General features: G+C 49.5%; 18 protein-coding genes. 1 reads left to right on the forward strand and 17 read right to left on the reverse strand.

Annotated features, from left to right (window positions below; all coding sequences use genetic code 11):
- The first annotated feature begins 14 nt into the window (after positions 1-14).
- On the forward strand, positions 15-647 hold the full coding sequence (hisIE, locus tag NOG12_RS05675) for a bifunctional phosphoribosyl-AMP cyclohydrolase/phosphoribosyl-ATP diphosphatase HisIE (RefSeq protein ID WP_313932668.1): 633 nt from the start codon (positions 15-17) through the stop codon (positions 645-647).
- 58 nt (positions 648-705) lie between these two features.
- Here the strand turns inward: hisIE and NOG12_RS05680 are convergent, their stop codons facing one another.
- The 17 genes from NOG12_RS05680 to NOG12_RS05760 all read right to left on the reverse strand — a co-directional run bounded on the left by NOG12_RS05680 (position 706) and on the right by NOG12_RS05760 (position 16171).
- Positions 706-2112, reverse strand: coding sequence for an MATE family efflux transporter (locus tag NOG12_RS05680; protein WP_258306499.1), 1407 nt, complete (start codon positions 2110-2112; stop codon positions 706-708).
- Between the two features lie 66 nt (positions 2113-2178).
- Positions 2179-3378: an aminotransferase class V-fold PLP-dependent enzyme gene (locus NOG12_RS05685; protein WP_313932669.1), complete on the reverse strand. Its 1200-nt coding sequence runs from the start codon at positions 3376-3378 to the stop codon at positions 2179-2181.
- A gap of 6 nt (positions 3379-3384) precedes the next feature.
- Positions 3385-4179 (reverse strand): alpha/beta fold hydrolase, encoded by a 795-nt coding sequence (locus NOG12_RS05690; protein WP_153826691.1) that lies wholly within the window; start codon positions 4177-4179, stop codon positions 3385-3387.
- The gene (locus tag NOG12_RS05695) at positions 4176-4574 is read right to left on the reverse strand and encodes an MAPEG family protein (RefSeq protein ID WP_228759522.1); all 399 of its coding nucleotides are present in this window, start codon (positions 4572-4574) and stop codon (positions 4176-4178) included. Before NOG12_RS05695 ends, NOG12_RS05690 begins: the two co-directional genes overlap by 4 nt.
- Positions 4575-4653: 79 nt before the next feature.
- On the reverse strand, positions 4654-5298 hold the full coding sequence (gene adk, locus NOG12_RS05700; RefSeq protein WP_110074712.1) for an adenylate kinase: 645 nt from the start codon (positions 5296-5298) through the stop codon (positions 4654-4656).
- 125 nt (positions 5299-5423) lie between these two features.
- Positions 5424-7313: a molecular chaperone HtpG gene (htpG, locus tag NOG12_RS05705; protein ID WP_313932670.1), complete on the reverse strand. Its 1890-nt coding sequence runs from the start codon at positions 7311-7313 to the stop codon at positions 5424-5426.
- A 77-nt stretch (positions 7314-7390) separates the two neighbouring features.
- Entirely contained in the window at positions 7391-7999 is a 609-nt protein-coding gene (recR, locus tag NOG12_RS05710; RefSeq protein WP_110074714.1) for a recombination mediator RecR, read from the reverse strand.
- A 15-nt stretch (positions 8000-8014) separates the two neighbouring features.
- A complete protein-coding gene (locus tag NOG12_RS05715; RefSeq protein WP_153826693.1) occupies positions 8015-8347 on the reverse strand; it encodes a YbaB/EbfC family nucleoid-associated protein in 333 nt (110 codons plus the stop codon).
- A gap of 18 nt (positions 8348-8365) precedes the next feature.
- A complete protein-coding gene (dnaX, locus tag NOG12_RS05720; RefSeq protein ID WP_313932671.1) occupies positions 8366-10852 on the reverse strand; it encodes a DNA polymerase III subunit gamma/tau in 2487 nt (828 codons plus the stop codon).
- Between the two features lie 57 nt (positions 10853-10909).
- Positions 10910-11428, reverse strand: coding sequence for an adenine phosphoribosyltransferase (gene apt, locus NOG12_RS05725; RefSeq protein ID WP_313932672.1), 519 nt, complete (start codon positions 11426-11428; stop codon positions 10910-10912).
- A gap of 57 nt (positions 11429-11485) precedes the next feature.
- Positions 11486-11881 carry a response regulator gene (locus NOG12_RS05730; protein ID WP_313932673.1) on the reverse strand — a complete coding sequence of 132 codons (396 nt, stop codon included), beginning with the start codon at positions 11879-11881 and terminating at the stop codon, positions 11486-11488.
- 24 nt (positions 11882-11905) lie between these two features.
- Positions 11906-12031 carry a hypothetical protein gene (locus tag NOG12_RS05735; protein ID WP_313932674.1) on the reverse strand — a complete coding sequence of 42 codons (126 nt, stop codon included), beginning with the start codon at positions 12029-12031 and terminating at the stop codon, positions 11906-11908.
- Between the two features lie 45 nt (positions 12032-12076).
- Entirely contained in the window at positions 12077-12880 is an 804-nt protein-coding gene (locus NOG12_RS05740; protein ID WP_313932675.1) for an HvfC family RiPP maturation protein, read from the reverse strand.
- Positions 12870-13736: an HvfB family MNIO-type RiPP peptide maturase gene (locus tag NOG12_RS05745; protein ID WP_313932676.1), complete on the reverse strand. Its 867-nt coding sequence runs from the start codon at positions 13734-13736 to the stop codon at positions 12870-12872. Before NOG12_RS05745 ends, NOG12_RS05740 begins: the two co-directional genes overlap by 11 nt.
- A complete protein-coding gene (locus tag NOG12_RS05750) occupies positions 13703-14101 on the reverse strand; it encodes an HvfA family oxazolone/thioamide-modified RiPP metallophore (RefSeq protein ID WP_313932677.1) in 399 nt (132 codons plus the stop codon). Before NOG12_RS05750 ends, NOG12_RS05745 begins: the two co-directional genes overlap by 34 nt.
- Before the next feature lie 157 nt (positions 14102-14258).
- Positions 14259-15554, reverse strand: a complete 1296-nt coding sequence (locus NOG12_RS05755; protein ID WP_258306500.1) for a tetratricopeptide repeat protein — start codon at positions 15552-15554, stop codon at positions 14259-14261.
- A gap of 2 nt (positions 15555-15556) precedes the next feature.
- A complete protein-coding gene (locus tag NOG12_RS05760) occupies positions 15557-16171 on the reverse strand; it encodes an energy transducer TonB (protein WP_313932678.1) in 615 nt (204 codons plus the stop codon).
- Position 16172 lies beyond the last annotated feature (1 nt).

A 16172-nucleotide genomic window follows, 5' to 3' on the forward strand; every position in this document is an offset into this window, starting at 1 on the left:
AAGGATACTGAGTTATGCTTATTACTCCAGCCAATCAAGCTGTCGTAAATTTTAGTAAAGCTGCGGATGGGTTGTTACCAGCCATGGTACAACATCCCCTAAGTGGCGAAGTGTTAATGCAAGGCTACATGAACAGTGAGGCTTTAGCGCACACGCTAAGCCACCAGCGAGTGACTTTTTTTAGCCGCAGCAAACAGCGGCTATGGACCAAAGGCGAAAGCTCTGAACACTTTTTGCAAGTAGTTAGTGTGCATACCGATTGTGATCAGGATAGTTTGCTTATTCAGGCGCTACCGCTCGGCCCTACCTGTCATCTAGGTAGCCGCAGCTGTTTTAGCGATGAGCAGTCAACGCCGATGTTGCAAACCCTGATGGATACCATCAGTTCGCGCCGCAATGCAGATCCGAGCAGCAGTTATACTGCCAGCTTGTTTGCCGCTGGCATCAAACGCGCGGCACAGAAAGTAGGAGAAGAAGGGGTTGAAGTAGCACTTGCTGCCACGGCCGGTGACAATCACGAATTGCTCAATGAAAGTGCCGATCTGCTCTATCACCTGCTGGTGGTATTAGCCGCCCGCGATTTAAGTTTGAATGATGTGTTAGCTGTGTTGCAAAAACGGCATCAGCCGGCTTCTACTTCATCATAGCGCCTGGCACTAGCAGCGCAGGCTGATACTAACCTTGCGCTGCTATGCCGATACTGAATTAAGCGTGCGGATGCTGAGTTAAACTCAGCCCGTGCTGCTCATTGTAGCGGCGGCTCACAACCCGCAAGCGCCAAGTTAGCAGCACCGCTGCCACCGATAAACCCACAATAAAGCCAACCCACATACCAGCAGCACCAATAGAAGGCACTATGGTATCCGTTAATGACAATAAGATACCCACGGTTAAGCCTAGTGGCCAGTACGACACAAAGGTAATAAACATCACCACTTTGGTATCTTTGTAGCCACGCAAGGTGCCTATTGCAATCGCTTGAAAGGTGTCCGACAGGGTAAAAATAGCAGCCAGCCCCATCAAGGTTGCAGCCAACTGGATCACCGCTTGATCATCGGTGTAGAGCCCAGCTAACCAAGCCCCGGTAATGTACATAATCAAGCCATTGACGGCGGCAAAGGTCATCCCATACAAGGTGGCTAACTTATGACTGAGCATCGCGTTTGCTGGATTACCAGCGCCCAACGCAAAGCCTACCCGCAAGGTAACAGCCATGGATAAACTCAGCGGCACCATATACACCAACGACGAAATATTTAATGCGATCTGATGACTGGCCACCACGGTTGCACCTAAGGGTGCTATCACTAAGGCTGCGGCGGCAAACAGACTCACCTCAAAAAACATCGAGGTCGCAATCGGAAAGCCAATACGCACTATGTACCAAACATCATCCCAGTTTGGCGCATGCCAGCGCTTAAACACCCCGATTTTTTTGAAGCGCTTAGCTAAGCTTACATACAGCACCATGCTTAGCGCCATCACCCAAATCACAATACTGGTAGCGACGCCACAACCGGCACCACCAAGCTCAGGAAAACCGCCTACACCGTAAATAAAGACGTAGTTAACTGGAATATTCACGATTAAACCAATAATCCCCACCACTAAGCTGGGCATGGTATGCGACAAGCCTTCACAGAAATTTCGCAACACCATGTAGATCACCAAGGCAGGTATCGCTGTGGCTACATACATCAGATAATCTAAGGTGATATCGCGGAAATTATCTTCAACACTCATGGCATTGAGGATCAAAGGTGCACACATGATCACGATAAAGCACAAAGCGCCACCCAACATGGCAGCGTAAATACCCTGCTGCACCATATTGGCAACTTTACGCTGCTTACCACCACCATCTAAATGCGAAATGATAGGGGCTAGCGCCAACGCCATGCCCATAATAATGAGGGTAGAAGGAACCCAAATGCTACCACCAACCGATACCGCGGCTAAATCGGTGGCACTCACCCGCCCCGCCATCAAGGTATCCACCACGCTCATTAACATCTGCGTTAATTGAGCGATCAGGATAGGGCCCGTTAACCGAGCTAATTTTTTCGATTCTGTCCACCAGTGTGACGCAACCGGGCTGGCTTGCTGGTTCAAGGTACTACTCTCCTAACAAAGAAAAAGGCAAAACATGCAGGCACTGGCAGGTTCGTCAGCGGCGGCTTAGTCGGCAAATAATTGCCAACCAGCATCGAGTGCCGCTACTAACCGCTCAATTTGCGCGGGCGTATTGTACGCTGCTAAAGACACCCTGACTACCGCTGGTAACTGCCAATCTTGCAATAAGATTTGCGCGCAATGGTGCCCTGCACGTACCGCAATCTGGTGCTGATCTAACCAAGTGGCGATGTCGTGGGCCTGAAACTCATCGCTGTAAAAAGCAATCACTGGGGTATGCTGTTTACCCGTGGGTAATAAGGTTAACCAAGCACGCTGCTGCAACTGTTGCCACAACTGCTGCCGTAGCGCTTGTAAATAATCATGCAAGCCCAATTGCTGCTGTTGCTGTAACCAAGCTAAGCCACTGGCAGCAGCAACCGCTGCGCCCACGTTAGGGGTGCCAGCTTCAAATTTATGAATACCTGTGACCAAATTGGCGTGGCTTTTAGTTACGCTAGTGACAATACCACCACCCACCGTAAAAGGTTCACTGGCAGCAAGTAAAGCTTGGCTTAACCACAACACCGCACAGCCGGCGACACCGTAGGCCTTATGCGCACTGAACACCACCGCATCGGCGCCCAACTGCGTTACTGCCAGCTGCTCATGAGCAACGGCTTGGGCCGCATCCACAATGGTCCAAGCCCCTTGCTGCTGGGCTGCCGCCAAAATCGGCTCGAGCGCAAATCGAGTTCCGGTAATATTGCTAGCTAAGGTAAGACTGACCACCTTGGTGCGCGGCCCCAATAAGTGTTGCCATTCACCCAACTCACCACTTGCTCTATCAAGGCTAATAAATCGCAGTCGTAAATCATGTTGAGCAGCCAAACGCTGCCACGGCAGGATGTTGGCATGATGCTCAGCACTACTTAGCAAAATTTCATCCCCCGCCTGCCAAGCTACCGGTAGCTGCTGCGCCAAACCGTTCAAGGCACTGGTGGTGGAGGCCTGGAAGCTCACCTGCGCAGCAGTTGCCCCAATCGCTTGGGCGCAATCTCGTCGCGCTTGCTCATAGCACTGGGTAGCAGCCCGCCCGCGTGCATAACTAGCACGATGCACATTAGCATGCTGGTGTTGATAATAATCCAGTAGCTTGGTTAATACCGATTGCGGTACTTGGCAACTGGCAGCACTATCAAAATAGGCCAGCTCCGGTTGGTACTGGCAGAACTCAAATTGCTGTAACGGCGGTTGATAGCTCACCTGACTCTAACTCGTCTGTTGTAAAAACTCGATGATTTGCTGGTTCACTAATGCAGCATGGGTTAATGGCCCCATATGCCCGCAGGGTAAAGTAACCGTAGTGGCATGGGGTAACACATGCAACAGTTGCTGCGCCACTTGCTTCGCACTAGCTTGAGTACTTGCACCTTGCAACAGGAGTAACGGCTGCTGCACGTGGCGGTAATCTTGTAATTTATGGGGCTCGCCCATCAACGCTGAAAAGTCCATGGCGACTTTACTTGCTTGAGCAATCATTAGGCGCTTAATTTTATCAGGTAACGCGTCAAAGTAGCCTGGTTCATTCCAATAATCGACAAAATTACGGGTAGCTGCCTGCGCATCATACTGGTCCATTTGTGCAGCAATGGCATCAATTTCAGCTCGCGCTGGGTCTTGATGGTCTAAGACATGAAATGCCACCGGCTCAAACAGCACCACACGGTCAACAACAAAGGGTTGTTCTAACGCTAACTTTAACGCCAAAGCACCCCCATAAGAGTGACCAATTAAGGTTACCGGTTGGGTTATCTGATAGTGCTGTAAGGCTTCTATCACTCGCGGCATTTCGTCGCTAAAGCGAAAGGCTTCAGGCTCTACCCCAGTTGCAACCGCAGGCGCTTGTCCATAGCCCAGCAAGTCGATGGCGATGATATCGTACTCTGCTTGTAATTGGGTTTGTAACGCCCGCCATTGGCCACTGTTGCTCTGTGAACTATGCAGTAGCACCAATACTGGCTGGCCCGCGGTACCACTACGATAAACTCCAGCTAACTCGCTCATAGCACCTGCCCAACAAAATAACCAATCATGTAGCCGGCTTGCAGCATTAAGGTAATAAAGGTACCAAGCACACCCACAGTGCGCGCCCACGAGGTTCCAATACTCAATTTAAGCCCTAAGGCATGGCCAATTCGCGCCACGAATAACAAGGCTCCAAGCCCGTGTAATAAGCTCGCAGACGCACCGGTTAAGTCCATCAGTACTAACAACAGCAAGCTCAGTGGTACGTACTCAGAAAAATTACCATGAATACGCACCGCAACTTCTAAATCTTGTGCATTGCCGGTACCAATACCCACCCGATGACGCCAACGCAGACGAATAATGTCGATGGCTAGCACGATATAAAGCAAGGTTAGCAAACCCGCATAAAGCAGACTTACAGATAAGTTCATGTCCATGGTGGCTCCTAATTTTTATTATAAAAAAAGCCCACACAAGGCGGGCTTTTTGATTATTATTGACCGGTTAAAGCTAACTTAACAGCTCACCTAACTCGGCACTGATAACCTCAACATCACGGGTTCCATCAATTTTGTGGAAGGCCGTTTTACCTTGTTCGGCTAGTTTACGATAATATGCTACCAAAGGCTCGGTTTGTTCATGATAAATTGCTAGGCGTTTGCGTACCGTGGCTTCTTTATCATCATCACGAATCACCAGATCTTCACCGGTTTCGTCATCTTTTCCGGCTACTTGCGGTGGATTGTACTGCACATGATAGACCCGACCAGAACCTGGATGCACTCGACGGCCGCCCATGCGTTCCACAATTACCTCATCTGGGACTGCAAACTCAAGTACCACATCCACATCAATACCAGCAGCATGCATGCCATCAGCTTGCGGGATGGTGCGCGGAAAACCGTCGAGTAAGAAGCCGTTGGCGCAATCAGCTTGGGCAACTCGCTCTTTCACTAAGCCAATCATAATATCATCAGATACCAGCTTGCCAGCATCCATAATAGCCTTGGCTTGTTGACCTAGTGGGGTACCTTCTTTAATTGCAGCTCGCAACATGTCTCCGGTTGAGATCTGTGGAATCCCAAACGTTTTCATCAGAAACTGCGCTTGAGTACCTTTCCCTGCGCCTGGAGCGCCCAACAAGATAATGCGCATGAACAACCTCTTTTAACTTGTGTGTGTTTTGCCAACGAATAAATGCGAACTTTACCTGCTGGCTCGCACCTTTACAAGTCCGAGCATTGCCGACTTTGGTCGGACAATGCTCGGTTGCACAGCTATTATTCGGTTAGTTCTAACATCAACCGATTTAAGCGGGTCACAAACTGCGCAGGATCTTTCAGACTGCCACGCTCAGCTAACGTTGCTTGATCAAGCAATAAATGAGCCCATTCAGCAAAGCGTTGCTCATCGGTGAGCGCAGTGATCCTTTGTACCAACGTATGTTCTGGATTAATTTCGAAAATATACTTGGTTTCTGGCACCGGTTGCCCTGCAGCTTCCATCAGCTTCGCCATTTGCGTGCTCATATCGTTGTCATCAGTGACAATACAAGCCGGTGATTGAGTTAACCGATGGGTCACCCGAACCGTTTTGATCTGGTCGCCAAGCGCCTTTTCAAAACGCTCTAATTGCGGTTTAAACGACTTTTCTGCAGCTTCATGTTTTTGCTTGGTCTCAGCGTCATCTAACTCACCTAAATCTAAATCACCGCGCGTTACTGATTGGAACGGTTTTTCTTTGTATTCGCTCAGGTGGCTCATTAACCACTCATCAATACGCTCTGATAACAACAACACCTCAATCCCTTTTTGACGGAAAATCTCAAGGGCTGGGTTATCTCGCGCAGCTTCGTAGCTATCGGCGACAATGTAGTAGATCTTGTCTTGCTTCTCAGGCATACGCTCAAGGTAAGCATCTAAGCTAACTCGAGCTTCGCGCTGATCTTCATGGGTCGAAGCAAAGCGCAATAAACTTGCGATTTTTTCTTGGTTAGCGCTATCTTCGGCCGGGCCTTCTTTGAGCACAGTACCAAAGGTATTCCAGAACTCTTGATAAGTGTCTGGCTCGTCTTTAGCTAACTTGCTCAGCATGCTCAAGATTTTCTTGGTGCTACCGTTACGCATTGAGCGCGTGATCTTATTGTCTTGTAGGATTTCACGCGACACGTTGAGTGGCAAATCAGCTGAATCCATCAAACCACGCACAAACCGCAAGTAAGTTGGCATCAACTGCTTGGCGTCGTCCATGATGAACACCCGCTTCACATATAGCTTAATGCCATGTTGCTGGTCGCGGTTCCATAAATCCCATGGCGCACGCTTAGGAATATAGAGTAAGCTGGTGTACTCGCTGGTACCCTCAACTTTGTTATGACTCCAGAGTAACGGCTCATCAAAGTCGTGGGCTACCGTTTTATAAAACTCTTTGTATTCGTCGTCAGTGATCTCGCTTTTATCGCGAGTCCATAAAGCTTGACCCGAGTTGACACTATCCCAACCTGTGTGCTTATCGTCATCATCGCGCTTCGGCATTTGCACCGGAATACTCAAATGATCTGAGTATTTGGTGATGATGCTCTTTAACCGCCATTCGTCTAAAAATTCCTTGGCATCATCGCGTACATGCAAAATGATATCGGTGCCGCGTTTTGCTTTTTGGATAACCGCAATATCAAATTCACCTTCACCACGTGAGGTCCATTCCACCCCTTCATCAGCGCTCGCGCCTGCTGCGCGGGTCCGTACGGTAACGCTATCAGCGACAATAAAAGCAGAGTAGAAACCTACCCCAAACTGCCCAATTAAGCGGCTATCTTTGGCTTGATCACCAGATAATTGGCTGAAGAAGTCTGCAGTACCAGATTTCGCAATTGTACCCAGATTGGTCATCACTTCTTCACGAGTCATGCCAATGCCGTTATCGCTGATAGTAATAGTTCCTGCGTCTTTATCGGCACTTACGCGCACCCATAACTCACCGTCATCGGCCAGTAGGCTGCCATCGCTAAGCGCCTTAAAGCGCAACTTATCCGCAGCATCCGATGCATTGGAAACGAGTTCCCGCAGAAAAATCTCTTTGTTGGAATATAATGAATGAATCATTAAGTGGAGCAACTGCTTCACTTCGGTTTGAAAACCGTGGGTTTCTGCTTGACGGGTCTCCGCCATAGTGGTCTCTCCTGCACTATTTGGTTAAACACTACAGCAGAGATGGGGATGGTGCTTGAGATTTCAAGCACCTTTGGCTAGTTTGCTTCGATAATTTTTCGCCCAGAAAAGGCATGACCTAAGGTAGCTTGGTCAACGTACTCAAGTTCACCACCCACGGGCACCCCATGAGCGATGCGCGACGTCTTAATGTGGGCTTGGCGCGCCAACTCAGCAATGTAGTGCGCTGTAGCTTCACCTTCGACAGTCGGATTGGTCGCCAGAATGATTTCTTGGATAGCTTCGCTACTTAGCCGTTGTGCCAACACATCTAAACCTATATCTTCCGGACCAATCCCATCGAGCGGCGACAAATGTCCCATCAATACAAAATAGCGTCCTTGATACTGCCCCGTTTGCTCAATCGCCAGCACATCGGCAGGGGTTTCAACAATGCATAACATGCCACTTTGTTGCCGTGCGGGGTGGGCGCAAATCACGCACTGCGGCGACTCAGTTAACGTCCGACAATCGTTACAATGACCTACTTTTTCGACTGCCTGCGTTAGTGCTTGCGCCAACCGCTGTGCCCCCTCGCGTTGACGTTCCAACAGCTGAAACGCCATCCGCTGGGCACTTTTCGGACCGACCCCAGGGAGCACCTTTAAGGCTTGAATGAGCTCTTGTATTGCCGGACTTAATTGCATCTGAATACCTGTGTCTTAAAACGGCATCTTAAAGCCAGGTGGCAAGTTCATGCCGCCAGCTACTTCAGCCATCTTTTCTTTGCTGGTTTGCTCTACCCGGCGCACTGCGTCATTTACTGCCGCAGCAATCAGATCTTCCAACATTTCTTGGTCGTCATCGCTCATCAAGCTAGGATCGATGGCAACGCGGCGTACGTTATGATTGCCCAGCATGGTTACTTTAACCAGACCAGCGCCCGCTTCACCTACTACTTCCATACTCGCGATTTCAGCTTGCACTTGTTGCATGCGCTCTTGCATTTTCTGCGCCTGCTTCATCATGTTTCCTAAACCACCACCTTTAAACATAACTACCTCTTCGTTTGGTTATTCGGGTTGCACCGAGTCTTCTTGTAACTCTGCGCCAAAGACTTGCGCTAATTGTTGAGCTACAGGATCTTGCTGCAAGGTTTGTTTTGCACGCGCTAATCGCTGCGCATCTATGTACTGTTGAATTTCTGCTGGCGTAGCTTGCTGAGTATCGCCAATCACCACATCTAACAATTGAATATCAAATTGCGCCAACATCCCCTGTTTAATAGTATCGATGGCTGCGTCATTCAAGAGATAGGCCCAGTTTTTCTGGCAAACTAACACGTGCCCTTGGGCGGTCTTTTGTAAATTACCATTACGAGCTAACTGCCTGGTCAAGCCATGTAATTCTAAATGATCTATCATCGCCGCCCAACCATCAATTTCAGCTGCCAAGCGCACCTGTGGCGCTAATTCCAGCTGATCTAATTGCAAGGTACTCACAGCCGGCGTCGCTAAACCAGCGTTCGCTGGTTGTGCTGGTGCCGCTGGTTGAGCTGGTGCCGCTGGTGCCGCTGGTGTAGCTGGTTCGGTTGTCGCCGCTGGTTCTGGTGCTGGTGCTCCTGCTGCTAGCGCTTCTGCTGCTGGTATTTCTGCTGCTGAACGAGCTGGTTCTGCTGGCGTTGCTACAGGCGCCACTACTCGGGCTTGTTCTGCTGGCGCTTCTGCTGCTGATCTAGCTGATTCTGCTGGGGTTGCTACAGGCGCCACTCCTCGGGCTTGTTCTGCTGGCGCGTCTGCTGCTGAACTAGCTGAGTCTGCTGGTGTTGCTACAGGCGCCACTCCTCGGGCTTGTTCTGCTGGCGCTTCTGCTGCTGAACTAGCTGATTCTGCTGGCGCCGCTAGCTCTGGCGCGGCTGCACTGGCTGACGTTGGCTGTTTAGAGCTTTGCTGTTTTTCAACCAGTGCCGCACGAGTGGCCATCAACGCTGCTAAATCAGGTTTGCTACTTGCCGCCGGCGTCGTTGCCGCTGGGCCGGCAGCTGGCTGCGCTGTAGCGGCGTCATCGGATACTGACTTTGCTGATACTGACGGCGCTGCTACCGGGGCTGTGCTTGTAGCACTGCTTGCAGCTGTGTTTGCAGCATGAGTCGCACGTGGTGCTTCCGCAAAATCAGCAAAACGGTCGTCGTCATCATCGTCATCGTCCCCTAAATAAGCTGGGATCTCGTCATCGTCAGCCGCTTGAACTGATGTGACCGGCGCCGCTTGAGTTTGCTCAGACTGATGCTCAGCTGCGACTGGTTTGCTATCGGGCGGCGCGGCGCTTTCAGCTACTTGATGCTGGGTATCGGTGACACCATCAGGCGTTTGCTGATACACCGCATCAGCCTGCACTGACTCAGTTGCGCTGGCCGCTTGGGGCTTTTTTACAGTCGCGCTAGCCCCCGTCACAGCTGGGGTTTCATTCACTTCTAACGATTGCGGCCGAAAAGCTAGCAGCCGCAATAAGGTCATTTCAACACCACTGCGCACATCGGCAGCGAGTGCTAAATCACGGCGCCCTTGTACGAGGATGTCATAAAAAACTTGCAGCAGTTCAGCTGCTAGCTGCCCAGCGAGCTGCTGAGCTTGTTCATCCAGTTGGGTGACCCAAGCACTATGAGGTACCACTTGGAACAGGGCCATTTGCTGCACTGTCTGCTGTAATTCGGGCAGTAAACCGGCTAAGTCTGGAACTTGGCTGGCCACATTATCTAGCGTTTGCATCATCCCAGCAGCATCTCCCGCCACTATTTGTTGCAACAGCTGTGCCACCTCATAGCCAGGCACACTACCCAGCATTTGTTGTACCCCAGCCACAGTAACAGCTTGTTCACCCTGGGCTATAGCTTGGTCAGTTAAACTAAGAGCATCACGCAAACTACCTTGAGCAGCCCGCGCTAATGCTTGAATAGCATCGGCATCAAACGGGATCTGTTCGGCGCTAAGCACCTGCTGTAGATGGTTGGCAATCTCATCGCGGCTCAAAGCCTTCAAGTTAAACTGCAGGCAACGTGACAGTACCGTAATGGGGAGCTTTTGCGGATCTGTGGTAGCAAGCAGAAACTTCACGTGCTCAGGCGGTTCTTCTAAGGTTTTAAGCAAGGCATTAAAGCTATGCCGAGAGAGCATGTGCACTTCATCTATCAGGTACACTTTAAAACGCCCTTGAGTAGGGGCATATTGCACGTTATCGAGTAGTTCGCGGGTATCTTCAACTTTGGTACGTGAGGCCGCGTCTATCTCTAGAAGATCGACAAAACGCCCTTGTTCTATCGCCACACAAGCACTACAAGTGCCGCAGGGTTCAGCGGTAATACCTTGCTCGCAGTTAAGACTCTTGGCAAGAATACGAGCTATGGTTGTTTTACCTACCCCACGGGTACCGGTTAACAACCAAGCATGGTGCAACCGCCCTGTTTTAAGGGCGTTAAACAAGGGTTTGAGTACATGCTGCTGCCCTACTACCTGAGCAAAATTACGCGGTCGCCATTTCCGTGCTAAAACCTGATAACTCATGTCTATTCGCTTGTCCGCTGGTTAAAAGAAGCCGATAACTAAAGCCCCTAAGTTACCCTAAAACTCGCACAGGGTATAGTATGGAATCTGCGCTTGGTTTAGCCGTTCAGCACCGGGTAAATCGTGCAGGGTGATCACGAAACTACATTCCACAATTTCGGCTCCCAAGGCCTGCACTAAGGCTACCGCGGCTAACACGGTACCACCCGTGGCGAGCAAATCATCAATGATCAGCACCTTGTCGGTAGCGGTAATGTCATCAGCGTGCAGTTGTAGCTCATCTTCACCGTATTCGAGTGCATAACGCTGACTCACTACTTGGCGTGGTAATTTGCCCGGCTTACGCAGCGGCACAAAGCCAACACCCAGCGCATAGGCAAGCGCTGTTGCAAAAATAAAGCCACGAGCCTCAATTCCAACAATCTTAGTGATACCTTGGTCGCGATAACGTGCTACCAAAGTATCTACGGTATGCTTAAATGCAGCCCCATCGGCCAATAACGGCGTGATGTCACGAAACACAACACCCGGCTTGGGGTAATCAGGAATGGCGCGAATATGATCGGTTAATTGCATGGTGAATTACCCTCAATGCGCCTGCCCTCAGCCGATGCTGCCTTAGCAGGCGATAATTTATACGGTAAGCTGCTTCGGGTTGTGAATGGTACTAGCTAAATCTTGCAGTAACCCCAATAAACGGTCAGCTGCAATCGGTTTAGCCAAGCACAAATTAGCCCCAGCTTTTTCAGCTAACCCGGCTACCTGATTAACATCTTGCGTGGTCATCAAGATTACCGGGGTTTGCTTATAGGCAGGAAGTTGACGAATATTTTTAATCAACGCCATGCCATCCATGAGGGGCATTTTATGGTCAACTAAAATCACGTCAAAGTGCTTATTCTTTACTCGGTTAAGCCCATCAAGGCCATCATTGGCGCAACTCACCGAGAATTGGCTCTGTACAAGAATCTGTAGCAACTGAGCCTGGGTTGCTGGCTTATCCTCAACCAACAAAAGTTCAAGAGACATAACGTGCCTTTCAATCGTTACAGCTTACGCTGCAAAAAATTTATACCACGCCAATACCGCAGGTAAAACCGGTACGGCAACAAACGTAATTACCGCAAGCCAGCCCATTTTTACGCCCGATTCGTCTCGGAAATCTTCATTATGTGCCATAAAATACATCCTCACTGACTAAAATTTTGCGGGGCGGATCATACTTCATTCGGCCGCAAGGAACAACACACAACGCTGCATTAACCCGTCAACCACTGTCACTAAGGCTTGCTCTAGTTGCTCTGGTTGATAGCCGACGGCGTAGGGCTGTAGACTGGCCAAAGCAGCACGCAAAGTGCTGCCGTTAGCTTGCTGGAGGGTCTCCAGCAACACCATTGTAAGCGGCGTTAGTTGCATAAATTTGACAGCTTCCTGTTGCTGCCAATGAGGCTGCGAGGTCAACTCACGATAAACCACCAAGCACACAGGTTCAGCTGCGGCAGGCGGTTGTGGGTTAGCCGCACTCACTTGCTGCACAGGGTACTGAAAGACTCCCAGTTGGGCACTTGGATTCACCCGGAATTGCACCCCATCGAGTAACTCGTTAGCAGTCAGTGCAGGTTCGGCCGCGGCGTTAGTAGCGTGCAACAACTGATAATCCACCTCGGCATACAAAGCGTCAACTTCCATCCGCTCGTATTGCGCCAACTGAGCCCACACCGCGGGTAACGTTTGCTGCGCAAAAGCCACAAATTCACGTCCGATATCGGCAAACAGCGGCGACTGCGCGGCGTGTTGCTGCATAAATTGATAAATCAGTTGTTGCCATTGCTGCTCATTGTGCAACTGTCGCAATACCGGGAAGCCACGGCTGATAAAACTATCTATGTTATTAAAAACCAAGCGCTGATACACAGCTAAACGCCGAGGTTCAACGCCTGCCAAGCTAACTTGGTTAGGATTGCGGATAGCGGCTGCCCACTGTTGCTGCAGCTCGCGCCAATCAGGACTCGATTTGTTACTTGTCATGCAGCGCCTCACCGAGGGGTTGCAGCTGTTGATCAAGCTCATACAGCTCGTTAAGAAGCTCTCCCAAGGGAGGAATATTGAAATCTCGTTCTAGTACCACCGCAAACGGCCCATGAACCTGCTGAGCTAAATGCAATAACTCCACCACTGCTGGTTTTACCCCGGCACCGTGGGTATCTATGAGTAAATCGGGAGCTTCTTCATGATGCCCCGCAATGTGGCCATAAGTGATGCGCGAGCTTGGTAATCCACGAATAAATTGGCGCGCATCGTAACCATGATTGATGCTATTAACGTAAACGTTGTTAACATCAAGCAAGAGCTCACAATCTGCGCCTTGCAAAATGCGCTTAATAAAACTCAATTCATCCAGTTCCGTAGCAGCACTCGCGTAATACGAAATATTCTCGAGTACCAACGGTCGCTCAATAATTTCTTGTACCCGCCGCACCCGCGCAATCACGTGTTCGGCAGCGGCTTCGGTAAAGGGGATCGGCAACAGATCATACAAATGGCCACCGACCGAGCAGTAACTCAGGTGTTCACTGTAGCGGTTGATACTAAACCTATCTAAGAACGCCTTGAGGCGCAGCAAAAAAGTCTCATCTAAAGGATCTTGGCTGCCAATGGATAGCGATAACCCATGGCTGCTGATGGGATAATGGTCGCGCAGATAATCTAACTGGTATTCAGCCAAATTACCGCGCCCCATCCAGTTCTCTGGTGCAATTTCCCATTGAGCCACGGCGGGTAGCTCCGTCAAAACCTGGTCTAAAAATTCCCGCCGTAAGCCTAATCCTAAGGAGGGTATGGGGTTAGGCGTTAGCGTTGCTCGCCGCACTTGCCTTCGCCGCATTTCATTTCTTGCTCAGTTTTACCTTTCTTTTTGGCATCCATTTTTTCGCGCATTTTTTCGCGCATTTTCTCACTCATGGCTTCGCCACATTTGCCCTCACCACATTTACCTTCAGCTTGATGTTTAGCACGCTTTTCTTGATCGGCTTCACCACATTTACCTTCGCCGCATTTCATTTCTTTGTCGGCTTTTTTATTAGCCTTGTCTTTACCACCGCCACGCATTTCTTGCTGTTGCTGAGCTGCTTGCTGGTAGCCACTAGGCAATTCACTAAAACCAAACGGATTAGCTTGCGCCGCGGGTGCAGCAGCACTTGCTAACAAGGCTCCTACAGCTAAAGTAACTGACGTTTGTAGTGCTTTCATAAGGATAACTCCAAGTGATTAATGACGATTGAAAAAAAATCTTGTTACTGAGTATAGACTAGCATAGCGAGTTAAAGTTCGAAATAGATTGCCATAGCAAAAAAAACCCCGCACCAGGCGGGGTTTTCATTATCTAACGAACCTGAAAGCTTAAGCCTTACAGCTTAACGCCACGGTTACTGGCTTTAGAACGAATGTATTGTTCCCAGCTACGTGCTGAGCGACGTTCGTTTTCAAACTTCTGTGCTTCTTTAACTGATGCCAAAGCTTGGCTGAACTTATTCTGATAAAAATAAGCTTCAGTTAATGACATATACACAGCACCGCGTTCTTCAATGCCTAAGTCTAATGCTTTACTGTAGGCAGCAGCTGCTTGAGTGTACATTTCTGCACGCAAATATGAAGTACCTTGGCGACGATATTGGGTTGCTTTGTCAGCGTTAGTTTCTTCTAACTCTGCCGCTTTACCGTATAGGGCCGCAGCACGCTTATATTCACGCGCTTGGTCATAGTTTTGCGCAGCATTTTGCCACAAACGTGCAGTCGGCTCGAGATCACCATTGTTTAGGTGTTTTTCCATTAAGCTTGCTGCTTTATATGGAATCTCGTTGTTACCGTACAGTTGAATCAAGGCTTTGTACTGGCTTTCTTTGTCGAAATAACCGGCTAAGTATGCAACCTCAAGAGTTTGCAGAGCTTTGTCGATTCTCTCTTCCAGCAAGTACATCATACCTAACTGATTCCACCAGTTTTTCTCGTCAGGAATAACTTTCAAACCGGCTTCTAGTACTTTAACTGCATCGCTGTACATTTTGCGTTCGTAATAAGAAGCTACTTTAAGAACATAAGGGTTCTTATTAGGCTCTTCGTAGTTACGAATAGCTAAATCAGCTGGTTGAATGATTTTGTCGAATTGCTTCATCTCGTAGTAAGCGTTAGCAATACGTAAAAATACATCCGGGTCTGCTTCGCCAGAGAATTGCAACCATTTGCCATAATACTGAATCGCTTGGTTGTATTGCTCTAATTGCAGGCTCAAGTCAGCTGTTAGCTTTAATGCAGTGGCTTGGTCGTTCCAGCCTAAGATATCAGCATCGGCCGCGGCTTTCACCAAAGGCAGAGCTTCGTCTAACTGGTCGTTACCCGCATACAAGCTACCTAACAAGCGATTTACAAAGGCTTGATCAAGATCAGAACGAATCGATAAATCTTTAAGTTCTGCAATCGCACCATTGGCATCGCCTGCTTCGTACAACTCAACCGCCGCCATGACGCGACGACCGATACGCTCTGAAATCGCTTCGTTACGACGCGAGTCTTTGCGTTTCTGAATTTCTTCAGCGGTAGGCAAGTTGTAGTTAACGTCTTGCGCTGAAGCAGTAACTGGGGTTACCGCTAAAGCCGCAAACAATACACCAGCGCTAGCTAAGGCTACGAGCTTCTTGTGCATCATCGTTATCCCTCCTCACCCATATTGAAGTCTAGTTGTACAGTTTGGCCAGGCTGACGCACAGCTTTACCATCAACTACCTTCGGCTTGTACTTCCAGCGTAATAGTGCTCGGCGAGCTTCTTGATCGAATACCCGACGCGGGTTCGAATCAATAACCTCCACATCAGTCACACCACCGGTTTCATCGATAGTGAAACTAAGCACTACGTAACCTTCAATGCCATCACGTTGCGCCGCTGGCGGATAACGTGGGTTGATTCGCACAATCGGCGTTGCTTCACCATCGCGAATCATCGCACCACTGGCATCAAAACCTGAATCCGTACCACCAACATCAACATCAAAACCTAAGTCTAAATTTAAGCCTTCTGAATCTGAAGTATCAGGTTCGTTAGGCGGCGTCTCAGGCGGCTGTTGTGGCGGCGGAGGCGGTGGTGGAGGCGTACGACGACGCTGATCCACATCCGAATCCGGTGGATTCGTCACAATTTCAATCGGTGCAGTCGGTGGTGGACCTTCGTTACGTCCCTCACCGCCGCTAATCAAAAAAGCCATGAAAGCGAACAGAAGGAACGTAGCTGCAGCACCTAATAGTATTGATACTATGAAGCGCACCATA

It is taken from the genome of Pseudidiomarina fusca (assembly GCF_032227045.1).
Classification (GTDB): Bacteria; Pseudomonadota; Gammaproteobacteria; order Enterobacterales; family Alteromonadaceae; genus Pseudidiomarina; species Pseudidiomarina fusca.